Here is a 21568-nt window from a genome sequence, read left to right as displayed (position 1 = left end):
TTAAAATCAAAAAGTCAATTGACAACTATTTTATCTAAAGTATGAATATAAACTTGATATTAAGAAACACGTTAAAACCACTCGTCGACACTTAAGCGTTATACGTCGACACTTTTAATAGGCTACGTCTTTAAACTTATTTTTATTTTTATTAATTTAAATAGCTTTAGTGATTAAAAATAAATGTTTTGGGAATAAAAAAATTGAAAATACTAGTAATTGAGGATGATCTGATTGAGGTGATGAAGCTAAAACGCGCAGTTGATAAGCTAGCATTAGATATTACATTGTTAGATGCTAAAAATGGGGAAGAAGCTCTAGATTTGTTGGGCAATCATCAAAACTTACCAGATTTAATTTTCTTAGATTTAAATATGCCTAAAATAAGTGGCTTAGAGTTTCTTGCTATTGTAAAAAAGGATGATGTTTTAAGATATTTACCTACGGTAATATTAACCACATCTAACAATAGAAAAGATGTTTTAGAGTGTTACAAGATGGGCGTTGCTGGTTATATTTTAAAACCATTAAAATATGACGAATATGTAGATAAGATACACAAGGCGCTTTTATATTGGAGCGAGAATGAATTAATAAAAATTTAGATGAAAGGAATAATCTTCACAGAATTTTTAGATTTAGTCGAAGAAAAATTTGGATTAGCACTGGCAGATAGCATAATGGAAAATACTGATTTAGCTTCTGGCGGTATTTATACTTCTGTGGGGACGTATAATTTTTCTGAAATGTTAGCTTTACTAGCAACCTTAAGTGCAAAATCAAATATTTCTGTTGATGATTTGCTAGAGATTTATGCGGAGCACTTTTTTGGTAGTCTTAAAAAAAACTACCCTGAGATTTTTGCAAAATATGAAGAACCTATTGAGATGTTAGCATCCATTGAAAATCATATTCACGTGGAGGTAAGAAAGATTTATCCTAATGCAGAGTTGCCTAGTTTTACCATAGAATCGAGAACAGAAACGACTTTGGTGATGATTTATAAATCGAGTCGGGCTATGTATAGTTTTGGAAGAGGTCTAATGAATAAAACCTTGCAACACTTTAATTGTTCTGGCACGATACTTATGGAAAAGCTGAAAGAGGATGGGACCGAGGTAAAATTTAGTATAACAAAAAATGAATGAGGTTTCTATAGAAATATTAGAAAGGGCATTAATAAGAGAGCGAGCGGCTAGAAGGCAAGCGGAGAAAATATTAGAAAACAAATCTTCGGAACTTTTTGAGACAGCTCAACAGCTTAAGGACTCTAATTTTAGACTTGAAAAGTTAGTCAATCAAAAAACCTCAGAACTTAAAGGTATTTTTGATAACATAATCGATGCCTATTTGGTTATGGACTTAGATGGCAATATTTTAAAAATGAATGCTGCTGCTGTAACAGAATTAAGTCTAGACGATTTGAACGACAAGATTAATTTACTAGATCTTGCGGATCCTGAAGAGCTAAATAATATTGCAAAAGCGTATAAAAGTTTAATGGAGACAGGTTCCATTAACAATTTTGAAGTTAAAATGATTACCAAGAATGGTATTCAGAAATTGATTCATGCGAACTTCAGTCTTGTTTATAAAAATAAAAAGGCTATCGCTGCCCAAGGGATTTTTCGTAATATCACAGATCAAAGAGGATCAGAAGATAAATTAATAGAGTCTGAGAATAGGTTATCATCTCTTATTGAAAATTTAGATAGTGCCGTATTGCTAGAAGATGAGGACAGAAAAATAATCTTAGCAAATAGCAAATTTTGTGAACTTTTCAGCATACCAGTTTCGCCAGATTCGCTAAAAGGAGAAGACAGTCTTGCTGCTGCAAATGAGAGTAAACATTCTTTCAAATATCCAGAAGATTTTATTTCTAGAATAACAAATATCTTTGAAAAAAAACAACAGGTTTTAGGTGATGAGTTAATTATGGCCGATGGGACAATCTTAGAACGCGATTTTATTCCAATCTTAAAAGGAAGCGAATACAAAGGGCATCTTTGGACCTTTAAAAATATAACCTTACGAAAGAAATACGCGGAGAGTTTAGAAGCCCAAAAACAAAAATACTATAACATTATTGCTAATATGAACCTTGGTTTAGTAGAGGTTGACAATAATGATAAAATCTTAATGATTAATCAGAGTTTTTTAAAAATGTCGGGGTACACTGAAGATGAATTATTTGGTAAAGAAGCCGGTAAATTATTGCACTCAGAAGATACCTCAAGGATAGTTTCTAAAGAAAATAATAATCGTAAAAAAGGGGAGTACAACACGTATGAACTTAAAGCAGAAACAAAATCTAAAGAGGTAAGAGAATGGTTAATTAGTGGTGCTCCCAATTATGACGATAAAGGTCAGGTAATTGGATCTATAGGTGTTTTTTTAGATATAACGGAAGCCAAGCGAAATACGGAATTAATAGAAGAACAGAGGAAGCAATTAGATATTATTGTTCATAATTCTACAATAGGTATTGTTCTAACGAAGCGTGGTCAAATCATAAAAACCAATGCAGCACTTCAAAATATGATTGGATATTCTGAGTCAGAATTACAGATGCTTTCAATAAATGATTTGTCTTTTGACGAAAATCCTGCTCCTTTTAAGGCCTATATTAAGAAGATGTATGCTGATAAAGTTGATCATTTTAATTATACAAAAAGATATATAAAGAAAGACGGTTCAATTATTTGGACAAAAACGAATGTTAATATTGCAAGGGATAATGATAATAAAGTAAAATATGAAGTAGTATTTATTGAAAATACTACTTCAAATAGACAGAAATCTTTAATTATTGATCTAATAAATAATCTTACCAAATCTATATTAGATAAAACAAATATTATAGAAATTTCTTGGGAAATTGTAAATATTATTGCGGCATATTTGAATTCTGAAGATTGTGTTATTTATTTAGTGGATCACGAAAAAGAAACTACAGAACAGATAGCCGTTTATGGGGCTAAATTGGATATTGACAGTCAAATTATCAATAAATTATTTCTTCCAAAAGGAAAAGGAATCGTAGGAAGTGTTGTAAAATCGGGAAAATCTGAACTAGTAAATGATACGTCTAAAGATAGCCGATATGTTCTAGACGATGAAATGCGTTTTTCTGAAATAGTTGTACCTATTATTAGCGATGGAGTTGTCATTGGAGTTATTGATTCTGAACATAAAGATAAAAATCATTTCAATGAGGAGCAGATTAAAACATTAGAGAGTGTTGCTAGCTTAGTGGCGATAAAATTAAAAACAGCAGTAAGTATAAGAGAACGCAAAAAAGCAGAAGCGCGAAATGAACAATTAGTCATAGAACTTGAAAAAAGTAATGAAGAACTTCAAGAATACGCACATGTGGTTTCGCACGATTTGAAATCTCCGTTGAGAAGTATTTATTCACTAGTAGATTGGATTAAAGAAGATAATGCAGGTCGGTTTTCAGAAGAGACTAAAGATAACCTTTCATTAATAAATCTTACTTTAGAAAAAATGGATCAGCTTATCTCAGATGTGTTAGAATATTCCAGTGTAAATTCTGAAAACAGGACTAAAGTTGAAGTCAATTTAAACGAAGTTATTGAAGATATTTTTCAAATAGTGTATGTGCCAGATCATATTAAGATTGAACTTAAAACTAGTTTCCCTTCCATTATGGGAAACAGGGCTCGCTTGCAGCAGTTGTTTCAAAACCTGATAAGTAACGCACTGCGCTATACAGATAAAAAAGAAGGAAGGATTGAGATCTCCTGCAAAGATTTGGGTGATTTTCATGAATTTTATGTCAGGGATAATGGTATTGGTATTGCCGCTGAGTACCACGAAAAAATATTTAAAATATTCCAAAGTCTTCATCAGAATATTGAGTCAACAGGGGTTGGATTGTCCATTGTTAAGAAGATTGTCGAGAGTTATCGGGGTAAAATATGGCTTGATAGTACTCCCGGTATTGGGACTACATTTTATTTCATATTAAGAAAAGATTTATGAAAACAGTACAATTAGTTAGGAAGGAAGGTGAATCCTGGACTACCATAGGTGCGTCAATAGCGTTGAAAAACCCATTGGTTTTAGTTTTTGGGAATCGTTTTCTATTAGAAGACGAGCATGTTTATGAAGAGGTGCGAGCGTTGTTTCCTGATGGCCATATTGTATTTGGATCATCTTGTGGGGAGATTGCTGCAGGCAAAGTAAATGATGATAGTATTACCATAACCGCGATTGAATTTGAAAGAGCAACATTTAAAATAGAGACGCACAATATTTTAGATGAAGACCTTGATAGTGAAAAATCGGGATACAAGGCTGTTGAGAAACTTCCGGCAGAAGGACTAAAACACGTCTTTGTTATTTCTGAAGGAAGTTTTGTAAATGGCAGCAATCTTACAAAAGGTATGACAAAAGCGCTTCCAAATACACTTATAACGGGAGCACTATGTGGCGATGATGGAAGATTTAAAAAAACAGTTGCTTCTTATAATGAAAATCCGAAGGCGGGTGAGATTGTGGTCATTGGTTTTTACGGAGCAACCTTTGAAATTTCATTTTCAATTTGTGGAGGGTGGACTCCTTTTGGTCCGGAACGTATTGTCACAAAATCAAGAGGTAATGTATTGTATGAACTAGATAATAAACCAGCACTGGATTTATATAAAAAGTATTTGGGCGATAAGGCGACAGAGTTACCCGAGTCTGCTCTTTTTTACCCCTTAAATGTAAAAAGCACTACAAATAAACAATCCTTTGTGCGAACAATTTTAAGTATAGATGAAGCTGAAAACACAATGACCCTAGCCGGCGATGTGCCAGAAAAGTCTATTGTTCAATTAATGATGACCAACATGGATTCCATTGCTGCTGGATCAGAAACTGCTGCGTTGCGGGCTATGGAACATAGAGAAAATAAGCCAGAACTTGCATTGCTTGTAAGTTGTATTGGGAGAAAATTAGTATTAAGTCAACGGATAGAAGAGGAAGTAGAGGAAGTTTTAAATGTAGTAGGGGATGATATCATTATTACAGGTCTTTATTCTTATGGTGAAGTGGCACCATTTCAGGGAGAAACTACCTGTGAGCTACATAATCAAACAATGGCTATAACGCTAATAAGTGAGTAATATGAATCGACTGCTTAAAAGACAAATAAGAAAATTCTTTCCGGAAGAGTATCTAGAAGAAAGTAAGTTTAATAATTTTCTCGAAGCAATAAGTAGGTCTTATGATACGACTGAGGAGCAACACAATATGACGCAGCGAGCCATGAAGATAAGTTCTAACGAATTGCGCGAACTTAATTTTCAACTAGTTAGAGAGACGAAAGCGCAACAAGAGGTATTTAAAAGTTTGCGACAGACCCTAAATACATTAGGTCTTTTAAAATCTTCCGCAAATCAAATAGATTCTGGAGAGCTAGAGGTGAATCCAGAGATGTTAACTATAACTATTCGTAAACAAGCAGAAGAACTTGTTGAGGTCAACAAAAACCAGGAATTGTTGTTAAAAGACTTAGCGAACCAGAATCAAGAATTAAACGATTATGCTCGTGTCGTGTCTCACGATTTAAAATCACCATTGAGGACTATTGACACATTGGTAAATTGGCTTAGAGAAGACCATGCAAAGAGTCTTACTGATGAAGCACATGGGCTTTTAACTAAGATTGAAGATCAATTAGAAAAGATGGACACGCTTATTTCAGGGATTTTAAAATATGCTTCTATTGATAAAGTGTTAAATAAAGAGAAGCCTATTAAGCTCAACTTATTGGTGCAAAATGTGGTTTCTTTAATAAATGTTCCGCCAGAAGTAACTTTTACTGTAGGTGTGCTACCCATAATTGTTGCAGATAGCTTTAAATTAGCGCAATTATTTGAAAATTTAATTGTGAATGCAATAGCAAGTATTGATAAAGAAAAAGGATATATAAAGATTACATGTAGAGGAATTCTTGACTTTTGGGAATTTGCTATTTCAGATAATGGTAAAGGCATTAAGAAAGATTATTTCAAAAAGATATTTGAAGTATTTCAAAAATTAGAAAATGAAGATCATTCTGGGGGGATAGGTCTTCCTATTGTTAAAAAAGTAGTCTCTCATTATGGCGGTACCGTCTGGTTAGAAAGTGAAGAGAATAAGGGCACAACGTTTTACTTTACAATAAGAAAATAAGGAATGGAACAACCCAACTTGTCATATATAGATGCCCTTTCTGGAGGAGATGAATCTTTTAAGTTAAAACTAATTTCTATCGTAAAAAAAGAGCTTCCTGAAGAAATTAAAACATACAATAAGAATATAGGTTTAAAATATTTTAAAGAAGCTGCAGAGAATGTGCATAAACTTAAACATAAAATTAGTATTTTGGGTCTAGAGGCGAGTTATGAATTGGCTGTTAATTATGAGGAGAATCTAAAGTTAGGCGCTCTGGATCTCCGCAAAGATTTTGAAGCTATTTTAGAAGAAATGATTCGTTTTATTAATACTTTATAATTCAATTTTATGATAAAATGTATTATTGTTGATGATGAAACTGCGGCGAGGGCGATTATTAATCACCTTTGTTCACAATTGAATACCCTAGAGGTTATTGGCGAATTTCCGAATGCCATGCAAGCGATCAAGTTTTTAAATAAAAACGAAGTAGACCTTATTTTCTTGGATATCCATATGCCAGATTTCACCGGATTTGATTTTATTGATACATTAAGGAGCCCACCTAAAATTATTTTAACCACCTCAGATAAGAACTTTGGGATTGAGGCTTTTGAGTATGATTGCATCGTAGATTATTTAGTAAAGCCTGTTTTATCACCTCGCTTTTTAAAGGCCATACAGAAGACGGAGAGTCTTACAAGTATAGTGAGTATTTCAGATCCACAAGTTGTTGATCCAAAAGATATTAAATCAAATTCTAAGAAAGAGCTGTATGTAAATATTGACAGACGCTTAGTTAAAATAGATTTTGAAAAAATCTCTCTAGTGGAAGCAAAAGGAGATTATATTTTAATAAAAACGGATGATAAGAATTACACCGTTCATTCTACACTAAAGAAAATTGAAGAGAAGTTATCTGACAGCTCTTTTTTAAAAGTACACCGCTCTTATATTATTAATATCAATAAGATTATTGATATAGAAGATAATAGCATTTTAATAGCAAAAGATGTCATTCCCATCAGTAGGTCTAATAGGCCAGAATTGATGAAAAGGCTAAATCTTTTATAGTCTTTTATATCCCTAAGATTCTTGCCTAATTATTAGCTTGAACGACTGCTTTTTCCGCAGACTCTTCTTGTTTTGGCGTTGTTTGCAATACAAGTGCTTTAGAATGCCATTTACTGTCGATGAATGGGATTTTGCTGAAGATTAAAACACCGGTATACACGCCTATCTTGCGATTGTAAAATACCAAGAATGAAAACACTACAGATATTTATAGTTTTATTGGGCCTTACAGCACAAGCGCAACAGATGGGAAACGGTTTTGCATACCTTGAAGAGGGTAAATGGAATGAAGCTGCATTGTTTTTTAAAAATGTATTAGAGGACTATCCTGACAATAAAACAGCGAACATTTGTTATGCAAGAGCTGTTGGACTAAAAGGAAACCCTGAGATGGCTGCATCAATCTTTGAATCATTACTAGAAGAGTATCCAGAAGATTTTGAAATTGAATTAAACCTAGCAGAATCTTTACTGTGGAAAAAGAAGTATGTGGAAGCCGAAATATTTTATTTACAATTAGTAGCTAAAGATGTAACCAGCTTTCCGGCGCTTTTGGGCTTAGCTAATACCTATTCAAATCTCAAAAAATACGAGTTGGCCTTGGACTTCGTAACGAGAGCACTTCAAGAGGATCCAGAAAATTTTGGCGCAAAAACAAGTAGAAAATATATTAAACTTGGGATGGCATCTCAATTTAAGAAGAACAATAAACAGGAAGCTGCTATCATACTACTGAGTGAAAACTGTATTGATTTTCCTGGTGACACAGAAACGTTAAGTGTTTTAGGAGAACTATATATGTCTCAGAAAGAGTTTGATAAAGCAAATGAGGCGTATGGTTCTATAAAGGATAGTGTTGTTTTATATCGCGGTCTATCTTTGGTTGCACATAAATTGTTCAAGGACAACAATGCGTTATTGTATGCTGAAAGTGGCGTTGCTTTTTCTGTAAAAAATGATTCGGTACAATTTTTATCAGCTAGTGAACGATTAGTACAAGCGCTCATATGGAAAGGAAAATATAAACAAGCTAGAAATAAAATTGACTCTTTAAAACAACGTTACCCAAAGAATAAAACAGTTTTATCTCTTGAAGCTACGGTAAGTATGTACACTGCTAAGTTTGCAAAAAGCATTGCTCAGTATGAGATGATATTATCAATAGACAGTACCTCTTTTGATGGTAATTTAGGTATAGCAAATGCGTACAGAGCAAAAGGGGAAATAACTATAGCTTTGTTTTATGCAGATAAAACACTTCAGTTTTATCCTGATCAAAAAGATGCCATAACATTAATAGAGACGATTAAATACGAAATGCTTCCTGAGGTGAAGGTTAGAGGTGCAGTGACTGTTGATAATGGTGATAATGAAGCCTGGTCTTATGGAGCTTCTTTACATATTCCTATTTCAGAACGTCTTAAAACTTTCTTTTCATATGGATATAGAACTACTACAAATAGTACAATAAACACAATGGCAAATAGTACTGAGTTTACAGCAGGAGCTGTGTATCGTGTTGTGAACAATGTGAGAGTACATTCTTCATTGAGCGTTATAAAAGCAAATGCAAATTCTGAAGAGTATTCAAATATGAATGGATCACTTAAACTTGCGGCAAGACCATTGCCTAACCAATTTTTGAGTGTTGGCTACCATAGAGAATTACAAGATTTTAATGCGAGTTTGATTGAAGAGAAGATTTTCATGAACAACTTCAATTTGAGTCATAATATAAGTTCTAATTTTGGTTTAGGATGGTATACTTCATACACCTATACGACACAGACAGATGCAAATGAGCGTAATTTACTGTTCACCTCTTTATACTATAAGCTTTCTAAACGTCCTGCCATTAAAGGTGGGGTAAACTATCAATATATGGGGTTCGCAAATCAGGTGCCTCAATTATATTTTAGTCCTTCAAAATACCAATCGCTAGAAGTATTTGCAGAAGCAAATGGAAAGCTAGGTGCTGTCACTTACATGATAAATAGTGCCATAGGAAGACAATTTGTTGAAAACGACGCGGCCTCTTCCCTTTTTAGAATAGAAGCGAGAACAGGAATGACACTGGCAAAAAACCTTAACGGTTTTCTGTACGGAAAGTATAGTAACATAGCATCTGCAACTGCTTCTGGATTCTCTTTCAGTGAAGTTGGATTCCAGATATCTTGGAAGATCGGAAAAAAATCAGGTAAAAAGGCTAAGGCCGAAAACGAGCTTATAGTAGAATAATTGCTATTCGTCTACAGCAAACTTGCACTCAGCTAAAATGCGCCAAATAGAGGGTGAACATAAGCGATATTTGTATCAGATTAAAACCACCACCACTATGGCACCATCAGAAAAAAACAACTATTTAAAAGTAATATATAGAGCAGCAGAAGCTACAGCAATAAAGACAATGACCGTTGTATACAGAAATCCAAAATTTAAAAATAGATACTATGTCACTACAAATTATAAAATCTGAAAACGAAGTCATACTTAAAGGAAACCTTACTGCGAGTAATGTTTTTCAAATTAAAAGATATTGTATGGCATTATTAGAACAGAACAACGCGTTGAAAATTAACCTGTCAGGATTATACCAGCTAGATGTTTCTGCTGCAATAATGCTTAGAGATCTGAAAGTAGCCGCCAGTAGTGATGATAAATTTTTAATTGTTACGAATGGTCAAAACGAAAAAATAGCAGGTGCGTTTAGCAGGTTAGATTACCAAGTGCTTCAAGTAATAGCATAATACAGAACGGATGCAAGTATTAAAACCTAAACTCGGAATTAATATACGTCCAGAAACGTTCTTTGTTTTGAGCAGTTTTGTAGTAAACGGAGGCAACTATCTTTATAACTTGCTAATGGGTAGAATGTTAGGTCCGGAAGTATTTGCTGATGTAGCTATACTAATTACGTTACTACTGGTAATTTCTTTTATTGCCATGACCTTTCAAGTAGTCGTATCAAAATTTACTGTTGAGTTCGATGCTTCGGAAATAGCTTCTTTTAAAAAATGGGCGATGCGACGTGCGATAAGTGTCGGGCTTATTATAGGAGCTTCAACAATCGTTTTTTCTAAAGAACTTCAGGTTTTCTTTAATACATCATCCTCGACTATGTTCTTAATTTTTGGAATAGGAATTCCGGTTTATTTTATTACTAGCGTGCATCGAGGAAGTTTACAAGGCAGTAATAACTTCACCTTGCTTTCTGGTTCTTACCAGATGGAAATGTGGGTGCGCTTAATAGGGACTTTTGCCTTATTATTTCTGTTGGGCCTTCATCCCATAGAAAGTGTCGCGATTGCCATCGCTTTTTCTTTTGTAGCTGGCCTGTTTCCGTGGAAAAAAAACAGGAACAAAACTAAGATCTTGCCTACTTTGTCTAAAGCTCAAAAGAGACAAGTTAAAACCTTCTTCTTACTTACCGCTTTTTATGAGTGTACCCAGATCATCTGCAGTAACAGCGATATCTTAATTGTAAAACATTTTTTTTCTGCCACCGAATCTGGGTTATATGCTTCCTTGGCACTTATAGGCAGAGTGATCTATTTTATCACGTGGATGTTTGTAATGTTATTATTGCCAAAGGTTGTTTCATTAAGAAAACAAGGCGAAGCTACAGCACCTCTTTTATTAAATTATGTAGGCTATATTTCTATATTTGCATCGGTCACGACAGCACTCGCATTTTTATTTCCTCAAACGGCGGTTCTAGTACTTTTTGGAGACGCTTATACAAGTATCGCAAACCTATTAGGGTGGTATGCGCTTGCGACTTCGCTTTTTGCGATATCAAATATCTTTGCATACTATTTTCTTTCTTTAGATAAATATATCCCGATTCTATTTTCAGGGGTAATGGGGATAGCACAAGTTGTCTTGATTGTATGTTTTCACGACAGCTTATTTGAGGTAGTGCTTATGCAGATAATAGCCATGGCAGTCCTTCTTATACTGCAGCTAAGTTACTTTTTAAGCAGTAATAAAGAGTAGGGTAAATAGGGTTGTCTATAGTTGTTTTCCACTCATCTACACGAACAGTCATCCGGTCGATTATTCTCAAAATTAAACACTTACCAACGCATCTTTGTAGTGTGATTAGACAATAACACTTAAATATATAAAGATGAAATTAGGTATTGTAACAGCGTATCCACCGAGTAAAGTAACTTTAAATGAGTATGCTTTTCATCTTGTCAAAAATTTTAGACAACACGAACAACTGTCAGAAATTATTTTATATACAGATGCAACAGAAGAAGAAGCTGCCATCAAATTCGAAGGAATTGGCTGTAAAATAACAGTAAAACAATGCTGGAAATTTAATAAGTATACAAACGTGCTTTCTATTAATAAGGCGATCAGAGAAACCCAACCAGATGCGGTTTTATATAATCTTCAGTTTATGAAATTTGGAGATAAAAAGATAGCTGCAGCACTTGGCTTGTTTTCTCCTTGGATGACAAAATTAATGGGTATTTCTACGGTCGTATTGTTACATAATATTCTAGAAATGGTAGATCTTTCTAGCGCTGGATTTACAGAGAGTAAATTAAAAGCTAGGGTGTTAAATGCTATAGGAAATGTATTAACACGCGTTATTTTAAAGGCAGACACCGTTGCGGTTACAATGGCAAAATACGTCACAGTTCTGGAAGAAAAATATAATGCAAAAAATATAAGCTTGATACCTCACGGGACATTTGATATTCCTGCAGAACCATCCTACGATTTAGGCAAAGGCCCTAAGCAGATAATGACTTTTGGTAAATTTGGTACCTATAAGAAAATTGAAGCTATGATTGATGCAGTAGCGATTGTGAGAGCAGAGACAAATGAAGAACTAGAGATTGTGATTGCTGGAACAGACAACCCTAATACACCAGGATATTTAGCAGGGGTAGAAAAACGATATGCAGATGTGCCTTATTTAAGATTTACAGGATATGTAGAAGAGGAAGATGTTCCTGTGATTTTTTCTGAGGCAGCGATGGTTGTTTTTCCTTACACATCAACCACTGGGAGTTCTGGAGTTTTACATCAAGCGGGTAGCTACGGTAAAGCGGTTGTGATGCCAGATCTTGGTGATCTCAATTTATTAGTGAAAGATGAAGGATATGAAGGAGTTTTCTTTGAGCCAACCTCAACTACAAGCTTAGCATCTGCCATCAAAAAATTAGTCTTAGAAGACGGTTACAGACAAGAAATAGCAAAGAAAAATTATAAAGCCGCTACAGCGTTACCTATGAGCGAAATTACAAGAAGATACTTAAATATCTTTGAAGGAGTGCGTACGCCAGTATTTGTTCCTGAACTTGACCTTGCTGCTTAATTTTTATTCTGAAATTTTAAATAATTCAAACGCCTCTTTGGGATTTCCTTCAAGATTAATAATCCCAAAGTACGCTTGTTTGTTTTTACGCCAGGGATAGATTCCTGCGACAGATGAAGGTATTTCATCAAAATCATATAAGGTCCAAAAAAGATAGTTTTGGCTATCTTTTTTTTGCATTTTAAAGAAGGTCTCATAATACTCAAATTGATCTGTTTCTGAGTAGCCAAATATATTCCAGATTCCAAAATAGGTTGACAATCCAAATTCTTGAAGCACAATATTTTTGTCGCTTTTTTCTTCCAGTAGCTTATAAGCTTCTGGCAATGCTTCTAAGGCTTGATAATGATGAAAGCTTATGTAGTCTAGCGTGTTCACTAAGTTTGTGGCAGCGCTCGCGGAAGACCATCCTATCGTAGTGGGATGTATACTGTCTATCTCTTTAATCGTGTGATTCATTTCTTTAAGCCAAGCGGTGACACGATTTTTTCCTCTCGATTCAAAATCTAAATCTGGCTCGTTTTTGATATCCCAGCTATGCAAGGCCTTATGGTGGGCGATTGATGAAACTATGGTTTGCGCGTGCAATTGTGTTCGCGACCAGTCTAAAACAGCATAGTCCCCATAAAAGTCAAAAAGTGTTACGATTACGCTTAGGTCATTAGTTTCAGCAATATCTAATAATTGTATTAACCGTTCTATTTTTATTTCTGAAATGGTCGCACCTCCAAAATCTTCATACCCAATAAATATGCGAATGGTTTTAAGACCCAATGCGTTTATTTTTTTAAAATCTGCCGCAAGGACTTCCGTAGAAAAAGATTCGTTAAAGGTGTCCCATGGGCTTCCTTTAGGATAATAGTTAAGACCAATAACAGGGTTAAAATTTGAAATTTCAGCATGCTGTTTTTGCGGCTTGCTTATTTTAAATTTTTCTTGATGTCTTATGCGCCAAAAGCCATCTTCTAAGAGCATAATAATTTTGTAGCAAGCGATTTCAGTAGTGTCAAATTGAAATATATTATCAACATATGTTGCACTATACGTCCGCACGTCATTATCTGTAAAAACCACCATATTGCCATCTGCACTGTAAAAGTCTAAAGTGATCGTATGGTTTAATGAGCTAGATTCTATTCTTATTTTTTGCGCTGCATTGTGCTCTACAATGGCAGTCAAATGTTCCTTGGCTTGCTCTGTGTAAACATCTTCAATACCTCGTGTGTCTTTTCTTTGGAGGGATTGCGCTCTGGTGTACCAAGCGTCTAAGTAATGTTGTTCTATTTTTTGTAAAGTAGGTTGCTCCATAGGACGCCCTTCATTAGTGCCGTCATTCCAGGTTACTTTTGGCGTGTAATAATTTTCTTTGACCATATCTTGATGAAACATACTCGCTTTGTCTGCACCCGTATTTAAGTAGCTTAGAATTTGCGCAATACCAAACAGTATAAACCCATTAACAAGGATGAACCCAGCAATTAGTAAAACACGATATGTAATTTTATTTGCTTTCAATTAATGGTTTTTGTGATGCGTTTAGAGATGCCTAATGTGGTTATTGTAAAATTATAAGTACCCGCAGGGTAGTAGTCTTCGGGAATACTAAAGATTGCAAACCCGTCTTTAGAAGATACCTCTAGACTTTCTTGTTCTTTGGTTATAACTACTATGACTGCAGCACCATCAGGAATTAATTGTCCTAAATAACTAGTGAGTGGTCCTACTTTAATAGACCTATTGTTGTTTGAGAATTGTAATTTAAATTCGTTTAAGATAGATTCAAAATCAATGGTTATCACTGGGGAGGTTGCTATCCCTGGGACAGCTGCTTTTATTTCCCAAGTTGTTGGATGGTTAGGATACAAAAGTTTTGCTGTTGCAACTCCATTAATGGTGATGGCAGATGTTCTAAAAACTTGATCCTTTCTATCTACACCTGTAAACTGTATTAGAGTGCCATCTGTAATGATGTTATTGTATTGATCCTTAAGCGTTGAGGTGCTAAGTGTGAGAATTTGATTCCCATCTGCAAAGGGATGTGGCTGCTCATAGCTGATGGTAAAGTTCTGCGGCTGATTTGCAAATATATCGATGCTCATCTCTTTAGAGGCGCTGTTTTCTATAAGCGCTGTAGCAAAAAGGCGTCCTTTTTTTTCTGGTGAAAAAATACGTTTCCAAGCAATTCTATTTTTAATTTTTAGCGCATAAGAAGTCTTAGTAGCGCGGCGCTGTTCGTTTATGATTACTGGCGTGTCGTTGGGTAGTAGATTATCATAGATATCTGTTGCTGCTACTACTAGCATCGTAAAATCTTTACCGCCTGCTACAATGCTAGGAGGACCAATGTAGCTTTCGGCTATTTCATTAAAACTCGTGTTTGGTATTATTTCAAAGCTTCCAGTGTCTAGTATCGCACCTTGCACAATAAAATTCCATTGTACCCAGCCAGACTTTTTTGATATGAAAGCAGGTACCGTAAATTCTAAAGTATTGTCTTTCTCATTTTTAGAAAGGACTAGTACGCCATATGAAGAAGAGAGCTGTAAAAAAACGTCAAGTAAGTTTGTTGTTTCTTTTGCATTTATAGCGCCACGCAAGGTAATAGTGTCTCCGGCAACGTAAAAGGTTTGATCATTTAATATTTCAGCAGACATGGAAGCAGAATCACTAGATGATGATGGGCTTTGTGCCATTCCAAACCCAATGCATATTATAAGGAGCGGAAGCGTTAACCAGATATGTGTGATGCGGTTTCTCATTTATTGCGGATTATCAATATAACTATTTACCTGAATACCTATATAAGAATAGGTTTTGTCATGAACTGGAATGAGTGTTTGGGTTTCTTGATTTAAAATTCTTTTAGGAACAATTTTATTGGTGATCGCTTCGTTTGGTAAACCATTTATAAACACATTTTGTAATGATGTATTTATTATACTGCTATCAGAATGGACAGGTAATTCGATTTTAAAATTTAGTTTTCTTTGGGGCCGCACACTTTCCTCGAGATAATTTCTATCTACATTAACAAGACTCTTTTTTTCATCATAATAAGAAATGAGTAATTGTGGTATTGTTGCATTCTGAATACCTGTATTAAAAAGTACTCCCTCTAAAAACCCATCAGTAACGATAATGCTTTGTAATGCCAGACCGTCATACAAATCTGTAGTAGCAACATTTGCAGCTACCTGAAGGTTAAATGAAACTGGCTTTTCTTCTACCTTGTTCGAAGTGAATTTTTTCCCATCAGCAACTTCTGGAGACCTACTGTCAAAATTACTCCAAGCAATGCCTTCAAAATCAATTCTAAAATTTGAGGACTCCTTAGCAAATAGCTTATGCTTGATAATGTCTTTTACATTAAACGTAGCGAGCACTTTATTCTCTTTAGAATATAAGGTGGCTTTTATAGCGATGTCTGCGGGGATAAAATCTATATTTTGAATAGACCCCACAATGCTGTAGGTGTCATTCACGTGCATCAGTTTTGCAGAAAGGACTTCAACTACAGGCTGCTTTAATACATCTTCATGGTAGGTTTTTCCCGAAGTGACACGACGTCTCCCGTGGTTATAGAAGCGCGTACTGTTTTCAGAAAAAAGTTGATCAGGTGGTATGTCGAGATCAATACTTTGTGGCGTGATATACCATTTAGAATCAATTTTTTTAACCTCGATAGTTTCTTCCTTATTAAAAGCAGCTAAAGGCGTGACCCACTTTGTAGTTGTCTTGAGTTTTGATACACTATCGTTTTGTTGTATCACTTGAGTGCTAATAGCATCTAGTTTTGCGTAGGAGCGGAGCAAGCCATCAGACACAGAAACCTCTAGCATGTATTGTGATTTAGATTTTCTGCTTTGTGGGTTTATATAGGAATATGCTTTCTCAAAATTTTTAATATCAAGAGCGTCATAATATGCTTTAACCACATTACTACTCGAGCGTTGTGCCGTGTTATTTAAATAAAATGTGTAGCCTCCAAAAGCAAACAATAAGAATGTGATCACCACCCAAATTGACAAAATTGTAAAAAGCCACTTAGAAGGAGGGCTGTAGTGCTGTCCAAAAGCTAAATAACTAGAATAATGTAGAGTCGTAGTTTTAAACGTGCGTCTCCAGATAGCTCGTAAATTAATAAGTAGCGCAAAAATCAAGGTGCTTAAAGGAATAATACCCCACAATAATTTCTGAAATAAGGGGACATCATTTTTAGGTAATACACTTGGTAAAGGTTTAACTCCGGCGCGTTCCCACACCCTAATGCCATTTTCTAATTGCTGTAATCTATGCCATCCAGAAAAGTATAGCACTGGATCGTAAAATTTATCATTTGAAAAAATGTATTTAAGGTGATATTTATCTGGAACCGCAAGAAACTGCTGCAACGAGCCTATACCCTCAACACCTCTAAATTTGGAATTCTCTAATCGCTCTACTGCCCTAGAAGTAAGTTCTGGCAATCGCCTTGCAGAATGGTAATTACCATCTACCGTCATCGCATTGGTCTTTGCAGAAAGCAAGGCCATTTGGTCACCAAAGCCTAATGGAAGGAACCTCCATTTATCATGGTCATCTCGATTTAAAAAATTGACAATAGGTAGCATATTAATTTTCTGCGGTTGTGTGGGCTTAAATTTGCCAAGGCTAACTGTAAATAAAGCGATAAAAATAAATACGCTTACCAGTAGGCCGCCAACTAAACGGTGTAAAAGAGGGCCCCATCTTTCTTGAAGACATTTCTTAAAATCTCCTTCTATAAAGCGATACGCAAACTCACCGAATATGGGCAAAATAATAATAGATGCCCACAGTGTAAATCTATCTAAGGTTAATATATTAAATGCATTTTCTCCTAGAATTGTGAGTGGTATTGCTGTAGTCCCGCCAGTTCCTAATACTGTCAAAATTGTAAATGAAATACCAAAGAATAGATGCCGTTTACTGAAAAATCTATAAAATAAATAGGGGAATAAGAATAGTAATATCCCCCAAGGAATTATAAAGAATATTAAACCTGACGAAGTAATTTCTAGAAAATTGTCACGGGACCCATGCGGTATAGGTACCTGGGTAATCGGGTTGTTTTTAGTATTGATCCAATAGGGCAGGATACAACCAATAATGAGCATGAGTGATCCAATTCCGAAGATAATAATACGTTTGAAATGCTTTTTAAAGGAAGCGAGAAAGACTAAAAAAGTGACCGCCTTAATAGACCCCACTTTCTCTTTAGAGGCGTCCATCACAACCATTCCTATTAATGGGAACACAAAGAAAACCATACCAAAGATAGGAGTCAAGTGATGCGAAGTTATTGTTACTGCGAGCATCGCAAACGATGTGATGAGGTAACGCAGTTTACCCGTTCTTAACCAGAGATAGATTTCTGGTAAGGTGTGGAGAAGTATAGAGATTCCTATAATACTGGGAAGCTGTCCAAAAATGTGGAGGGTTTCTACAAATGAACTTGAGAACACAGCTATAATAGATGCGTAGCCAGCTACCTTTCTATTAGCGGTGACAAGCAACGCAAAGCGATAGACTCCCGTAATAAAAAGGACTACCCCCACCAAGGCAACGGTAAACATCCCAAATTTTAAACCGCCAATAAAAGAAAGGAGCGCAATACTTTGATGAACAAGAGGTGGATATCCCATTACGGTAAAACCAGTGTACCAGCTATAATTCCACGGTTCAAACCAACTTTGAGAATAGTGCTCTGCAAAAAATAAATGAATTAAAGCATCGTACGTAGTCTCAAGTGTGAAGAAAATAGAAGCCCCATGAAACAGCAATCCTAATAGTAAGGCGGTAATAAGATATTTATTAGTCTGCTTTTCCATGGAGTGTAAGAGGGACTTTGCTGTTTGAGCTAGTACCAAAGATACATATTTCGATTAATGGTTTGCCTGCCGATTAATGAGATTCGTCTATACCAAAGCTTCAATCGTCGAAGAATCAAAATTCAAGGCATTCAATCGACCTATGTTTGTATAGTGAAATAATAAAAACCAAAATTACATAAAGATGAAAACTGGAATAATTATCCCCTGTTACAATGAAGAAAAGCGCCTTAATCAAGATGCATTTGTTAAATTCATTAAAGAAAACCCTGAGTATCATTTGTGCTTTGTTAATGATGGTAGTACAGATGATACCGCGTCTGTCTTAAAAGCTATGAGAAACCAAGCTCCTTTAGATATCACTATTATTGATATCAAGAAGAATATGGGTAAGGCGACTGCAGTGCGCGCTGGAGCACGTTATTTATATACTAAAGATGATATTGCTTACCTAGGGTTTATGGATGCAGATTTGTCTACAGATTTCAAAGACTTCAAGGATCTAGTGAAGACCTTGAAGTCTAATAACAATTTATCGGTGGTCTTTGGGTCTAGAAACTCAGGCGTGACAGGTGTAGAACGCAATCTTGTTAGAGGTCTCTTTTCTAAAGTCATCAAAATATTTATTCTTTTTATTCTAGGTTTGCCTATACTAGATACGCAATGCGGTGCAAAAGTATTTACAAAATCAATTGTACCTGTTGTTTATGGAGAAGCCTTTATAAGTAGGTGGTTATTTGATGTAGAAATTTTCTTGCGCTTAAAAGCTTTCTTCGGAAAACAAAAAGTAATGAATATTATACGGGAGCAAGCACTTATGAGATGGGTGCATGTGGACGATTCTAAATTAGGCTTAAAAGAATCTTTAGTAATTCCAGCAAGGCTTTTTCATATTTGGACAAGGTATAATTTTGTAAACAGGCTTAAACAAGCTAGAGTTCCTACTATTATTAATGGAGTATCGCTACTTGAACCTCAAGTAGTAACTCTTTCCGCTTAAAATTAACGCTTAAAAACGATTGCTATGAACGCATATCCTATTAAATTTAATCCAATCCTAAGACAAAAAGTGTGGGGCGGAAACAAGCTAAAAAATATACTGAACAAAGATTCAGAAAAAAAGAATATAGGTGAGAGATGGGAGATTTCTGGGGTATCACAAAACATTTCTGTGGTGAATAATGGGTGTTATAAAGGGGATTCTTTTTTGGGTCTGCTGTCAACTTATAAAACAGATTTTCTAGGAGAGGATAACTTCAAAGTCTACGGAAATGAGTTTTCATTACTCATTAAGTTTTTAGATGCTGAGATAAACCTTTCAGTTCAAGTGCATCCAGATGATGAAATGGCGAGGGCACACAACTCTTTTGGTAAAACCGAAATGTGGTATATTATGGATAGCGATGATGATGCAGAAATCATTTTGGGACTGAACAAGAATCAAGAAGACTTAAGTGTTTTAGAACACGTTACAGGCCAGAATGTATACGATGTTTTTAACGCTATCAAAGTCTAGGAAGGAGCTCATTATTTTATACCAGCTGGCAAGGTACACGCCATTGGCGCGGGTGTTTTAGCTGCGGAAATACAACAAACTTCAGATATTACGTATCGGGTTTACGATTGGGACCGTGCAGACGTTTCGGGAAATACACGCGATTTACACATAGAAGAGGCCATTTTAGCAACCAAAAGATTTGATGAGGTACTAGAAATGAAAGACCAATCCTGTGCAAATACAAATACACTTGTGCACTGTGAGTTTTTTACCACCAACCTACTTAAAGTAAAAAAGGAATCCACTATTAATTATGGCTCACTAGACTCTTTCGTTATTTTTATGTGTGTAGAAGGTGAAGGAGTGGTAACTGTAAATAACCATACTGAGCCTATTACAAAAGGCGAAACGATCCTTATCCCAGCCTGTGCTTCTCAAGTAGTTGTTAGGGGTGACAATCTTCAATTATTAGAAGTCTACATAAAAAACTAAGAATAGCTACAACACACGCTTCTGTTTCTTATAGAAAGCATTGGCCTGGTCCTGCATTAATTCACGAGCGATCTTACGTTTGTAATCGTACACTTCTTGTTCTTCTGCAATGTCTGCATATACCCGATTGTTAATTTCGCGATCTGTGGTCACAAGAATGTCACGTTGTGCCTTCTGTTGCTCTACCCAAGATTTTACCGCACCTTCTTGCTCTGCAAGTTTAAGGTCATAAGATCCTTTTGGCGATAATAGTTTTGCAATGATAGGCGATGTTTCAATTGCTAAGAATAATAAGAAAATAAAAAATGATGGAAGCCATGGTAATTTATTGAGTGCCGTTACACGGGCCATTAAACCATCAAAACCTTCAATAATAGGTTGTGTCTCTGCTATCTTTGCTTGGTAGTCAGCCGCTATTGTTGCGACTTGAGTTTCTAGTCCTACTATTTTTTCTGCATTGGTTTTCTTTAGCGCTTGCAAAGTCGCAAGTTCTGCGTCGTGTTTGTCTCTTTTCTCCTGGTACACAGGTCCTTTGCCTAATTTTTTGGTACCAGCTGTTCCTTCTGCTTCCTTGATATACGTGTCGTATAATGCATTTACCGAAGCTTCTTTTGTAAGCACTTCATCTTTAAGTGTTGCTATTTCTGAAGTTAATGCGGTAGTGGCAGGCGTAAATTGTAAGGCTAATTGATCTTTGTTTTCTAGAGTCATTTCATTCTTTTCTTCGAGAAGGACTTGATTAATTTCCTTTTCAAAGATTTTCATCTCTAATGGTTTTGAAATAACAATCGCGATGATTACTGCCAGCAGAATTCTAGGTGAGGCTTGAATGAGTTCGTCAAAAAAGTGGTCGCTCTTTTTTATGGTAGAGACAATAAAGCGATCTAAATTAAAAATAAGAAGTCCCCAAACACTTCCGAAGAAAATCGCAGCAAAGTAGCTGTCAAAAACGGTGTATAATGCATATGATCCAGCAATGGTAGCCATCACAGCGGTAAAAAATACGGTAGCGCCGATTCCTGCATATTTCGTGTTTTCTCCAGAGGAGCAGTCTTTTAAAATGTCTGTATCTGCGCCAGAGCAGAAAATGAAAAAGCGTTGTAACATAAATGTAAGATTTGATTGATGAGACTATTAGAACGCCAAAACCGTCAG

The 21568-nt window shown here is 35.5% G+C and carries 19 protein-coding genes; 15 read left to right on the top strand and 4 right to left on the bottom strand.

All coding sequences use genetic code 11. From position 1 onward, the window contains the following. The first annotated feature begins 194 nt into the window (after positions 1 to 194). From ABXT71_RS01980 to ABXT71_RS01925, 12 genes are all read left to right on the top strand, one after another. Positions 195 to 605 carry a response regulator gene (locus ABXT71_RS01980; protein WP_415373050.1) on the top strand — a complete coding sequence of 137 codons (411 nt, stop codon included), beginning with the start codon at positions 195 to 197 and terminating at the stop codon, positions 603 to 605. Next, positions 606 to 1148: a heme NO-binding domain-containing protein gene (locus ABXT71_RS01975; protein ID WP_415372125.1), complete on the top strand. Its 543-nt coding sequence runs from the start codon at positions 606 to 608 to the stop codon at positions 1146 to 1148. Further along, the gene (locus ABXT71_RS01970; protein WP_415372124.1) at positions 1141 to 4005 is read left to right on the top strand and encodes a PAS domain S-box protein; all 2865 of its coding nucleotides are present in this window, start codon (positions 1141 to 1143) and stop codon (positions 4003 to 4005) included. Before ABXT71_RS01975 ends, ABXT71_RS01970 begins: the two co-directional genes overlap by 8 nt. Then, positions 4002 to 5132 (top strand): FIST signal transduction protein, encoded by a 1131-nt coding sequence (locus ABXT71_RS01965; protein WP_415372123.1) that lies wholly within the window; start codon positions 4002 to 4004, stop codon positions 5130 to 5132. The genes ABXT71_RS01970 and ABXT71_RS01965 overlap by 4 nt, the downstream gene beginning before the upstream one ends. 1 nt (position 5133) lies before the next feature. Next, entirely contained in the window at positions 5134 to 6183 is a 1050-nt protein-coding gene (locus ABXT71_RS01960; RefSeq protein ID WP_415372122.1) for a sensor histidine kinase, read from the top strand. A 3-nt stretch (positions 6184 to 6186) separates the two neighbouring features. After that, entirely contained in the window at positions 6187 to 6504 is a 318-nt protein-coding gene (locus tag ABXT71_RS01955; protein WP_415372121.1) for an Hpt domain-containing protein, read from the top strand. Positions 6505 to 6516: 12 nt separating this feature from the next. Further along, the gene (locus tag ABXT71_RS01950) at positions 6517 to 7239 is read left to right on the top strand and encodes a LytR/AlgR family response regulator transcription factor (protein WP_415373049.1); all 723 of its coding nucleotides are present in this window, start codon (positions 6517 to 6519) and stop codon (positions 7237 to 7239) included. Positions 7240 to 7428: 189 nt separating this feature from the next. Continuing rightward, positions 7429 to 9477: a tetratricopeptide repeat protein gene (locus tag ABXT71_RS01945; RefSeq protein WP_415372120.1), complete on the top strand. Its 2049-nt coding sequence runs from the start codon at positions 7429 to 7431 to the stop codon at positions 9475 to 9477. Positions 9478 to 9574: 97 nt separating this feature from the next. After that, a complete protein-coding gene (locus ABXT71_RS01940; RefSeq protein WP_415372119.1) occupies positions 9575 to 9715 on the top strand; it encodes a hypothetical protein in 141 nt (46 codons plus the stop codon). Continuing rightward, entirely contained in the window at positions 9690 to 9986 is a 297-nt protein-coding gene (locus ABXT71_RS01935; protein ID WP_415372118.1) for a hypothetical protein, read from the top strand. The genes ABXT71_RS01940 and ABXT71_RS01935 overlap by 26 nt, the downstream gene beginning before the upstream one ends. A gap of 10 nt (positions 9987 to 9996) precedes the next feature. Next, positions 9997 to 11235, top strand: a complete 1239-nt coding sequence (locus ABXT71_RS01930; RefSeq protein WP_415372117.1) for a sugar isomerase — start codon at positions 9997 to 9999, stop codon at positions 11233 to 11235. A gap of 133 nt (positions 11236 to 11368) precedes the next feature. After that, positions 11369 to 12574: a glycosyltransferase gene (locus tag ABXT71_RS01925; RefSeq protein ID WP_415372116.1), complete on the top strand. Its 1206-nt coding sequence runs from the start codon at positions 11369 to 11371 to the stop codon at positions 12572 to 12574. Positions 12575 to 12577: 3 nt separating this feature from the next. On the opposite strand, the gene ABXT71_RS01920 is transcribed toward ABXT71_RS01925, so the two are convergent. The 3 genes from ABXT71_RS01920 to ABXT71_RS01910 are packed head-to-tail and all read right to left on the bottom strand — an operon-like array spanning position 12578 to position 18423. After that, a complete protein-coding gene (locus tag ABXT71_RS01920) occupies positions 12578 to 14089 on the bottom strand; it encodes a glycosyl hydrolase family 5 (protein WP_415372115.1) in 1512 nt (503 codons plus the stop codon). Next, positions 14086 to 15333 carry a hypothetical protein gene (locus tag ABXT71_RS01915; protein WP_415372114.1) on the bottom strand — a complete coding sequence of 416 codons (1248 nt, stop codon included), beginning with the start codon at positions 15331 to 15333 and terminating at the stop codon, positions 14086 to 14088. The genes ABXT71_RS01920 and ABXT71_RS01915 overlap by 4 nt, the downstream gene beginning before the upstream one ends. Beyond that, on the bottom strand, positions 15334 to 18423 hold the full coding sequence (locus ABXT71_RS01910) for a hypothetical protein (RefSeq protein ID WP_415372113.1): 3090 nt from the start codon (positions 18421 to 18423) through the stop codon (positions 15334 to 15336). Positions 18424 to 18607: 184 nt separating this feature from the next. Between ABXT71_RS01910 and ABXT71_RS01905 the strand changes: the two genes are divergently transcribed. The 3 genes from ABXT71_RS01905 (at position 18608) to ABXT71_RS01895 (ending at position 20413) form a co-directional block, all read left to right on the top strand. Further along, a complete protein-coding gene (locus ABXT71_RS01905; RefSeq protein ID WP_415372112.1) occupies positions 18608 to 19423 on the top strand; it encodes a dolichyl-phosphate beta-glucosyltransferase in 816 nt (271 codons plus the stop codon). 24 nt (positions 19424 to 19447) lie between these two features. Continuing rightward, positions 19448 to 19939, top strand: coding sequence for a type I phosphomannose isomerase catalytic subunit (locus tag ABXT71_RS01900; protein ID WP_415372111.1), 492 nt, complete (start codon positions 19448 to 19450; stop codon positions 19937 to 19939). A 198-nt stretch (positions 19940 to 20137) separates the two neighbouring features. Beyond that, the gene (locus ABXT71_RS01895; protein ID WP_415372110.1) at positions 20138 to 20413 is read left to right on the top strand and encodes a hypothetical protein; all 276 of its coding nucleotides are present in this window, start codon (positions 20138 to 20140) and stop codon (positions 20411 to 20413) included. 6 nt (positions 20414 to 20419) lie between these two features. Here the strand turns inward: ABXT71_RS01895 and ABXT71_RS01890 are convergent, their stop codons facing one another. Continuing rightward, on the bottom strand, positions 20420 to 21520 hold the full coding sequence (locus tag ABXT71_RS01890; RefSeq protein ID WP_415372109.1) for a DUF4407 domain-containing protein: 1101 nt from the start codon (positions 21518 to 21520) through the stop codon (positions 20420 to 20422). Between the last annotated feature and the right edge of the window lie 48 nt (positions 21521 to 21568).

Origin of the sequence: Patiriisocius sp. Uisw_047 (genome assembly GCF_047730165.1) — a bacterium.
Taxonomy (GTDB): domain Bacteria; phylum Bacteroidota; class Bacteroidia; order Flavobacteriales; family Flavobacteriaceae; genus Patiriisocius.
The sequence above is the reverse complement of the archived record's forward strand: the minus strand, read 5'-3'. Positions and strand labels throughout refer to the sequence as shown.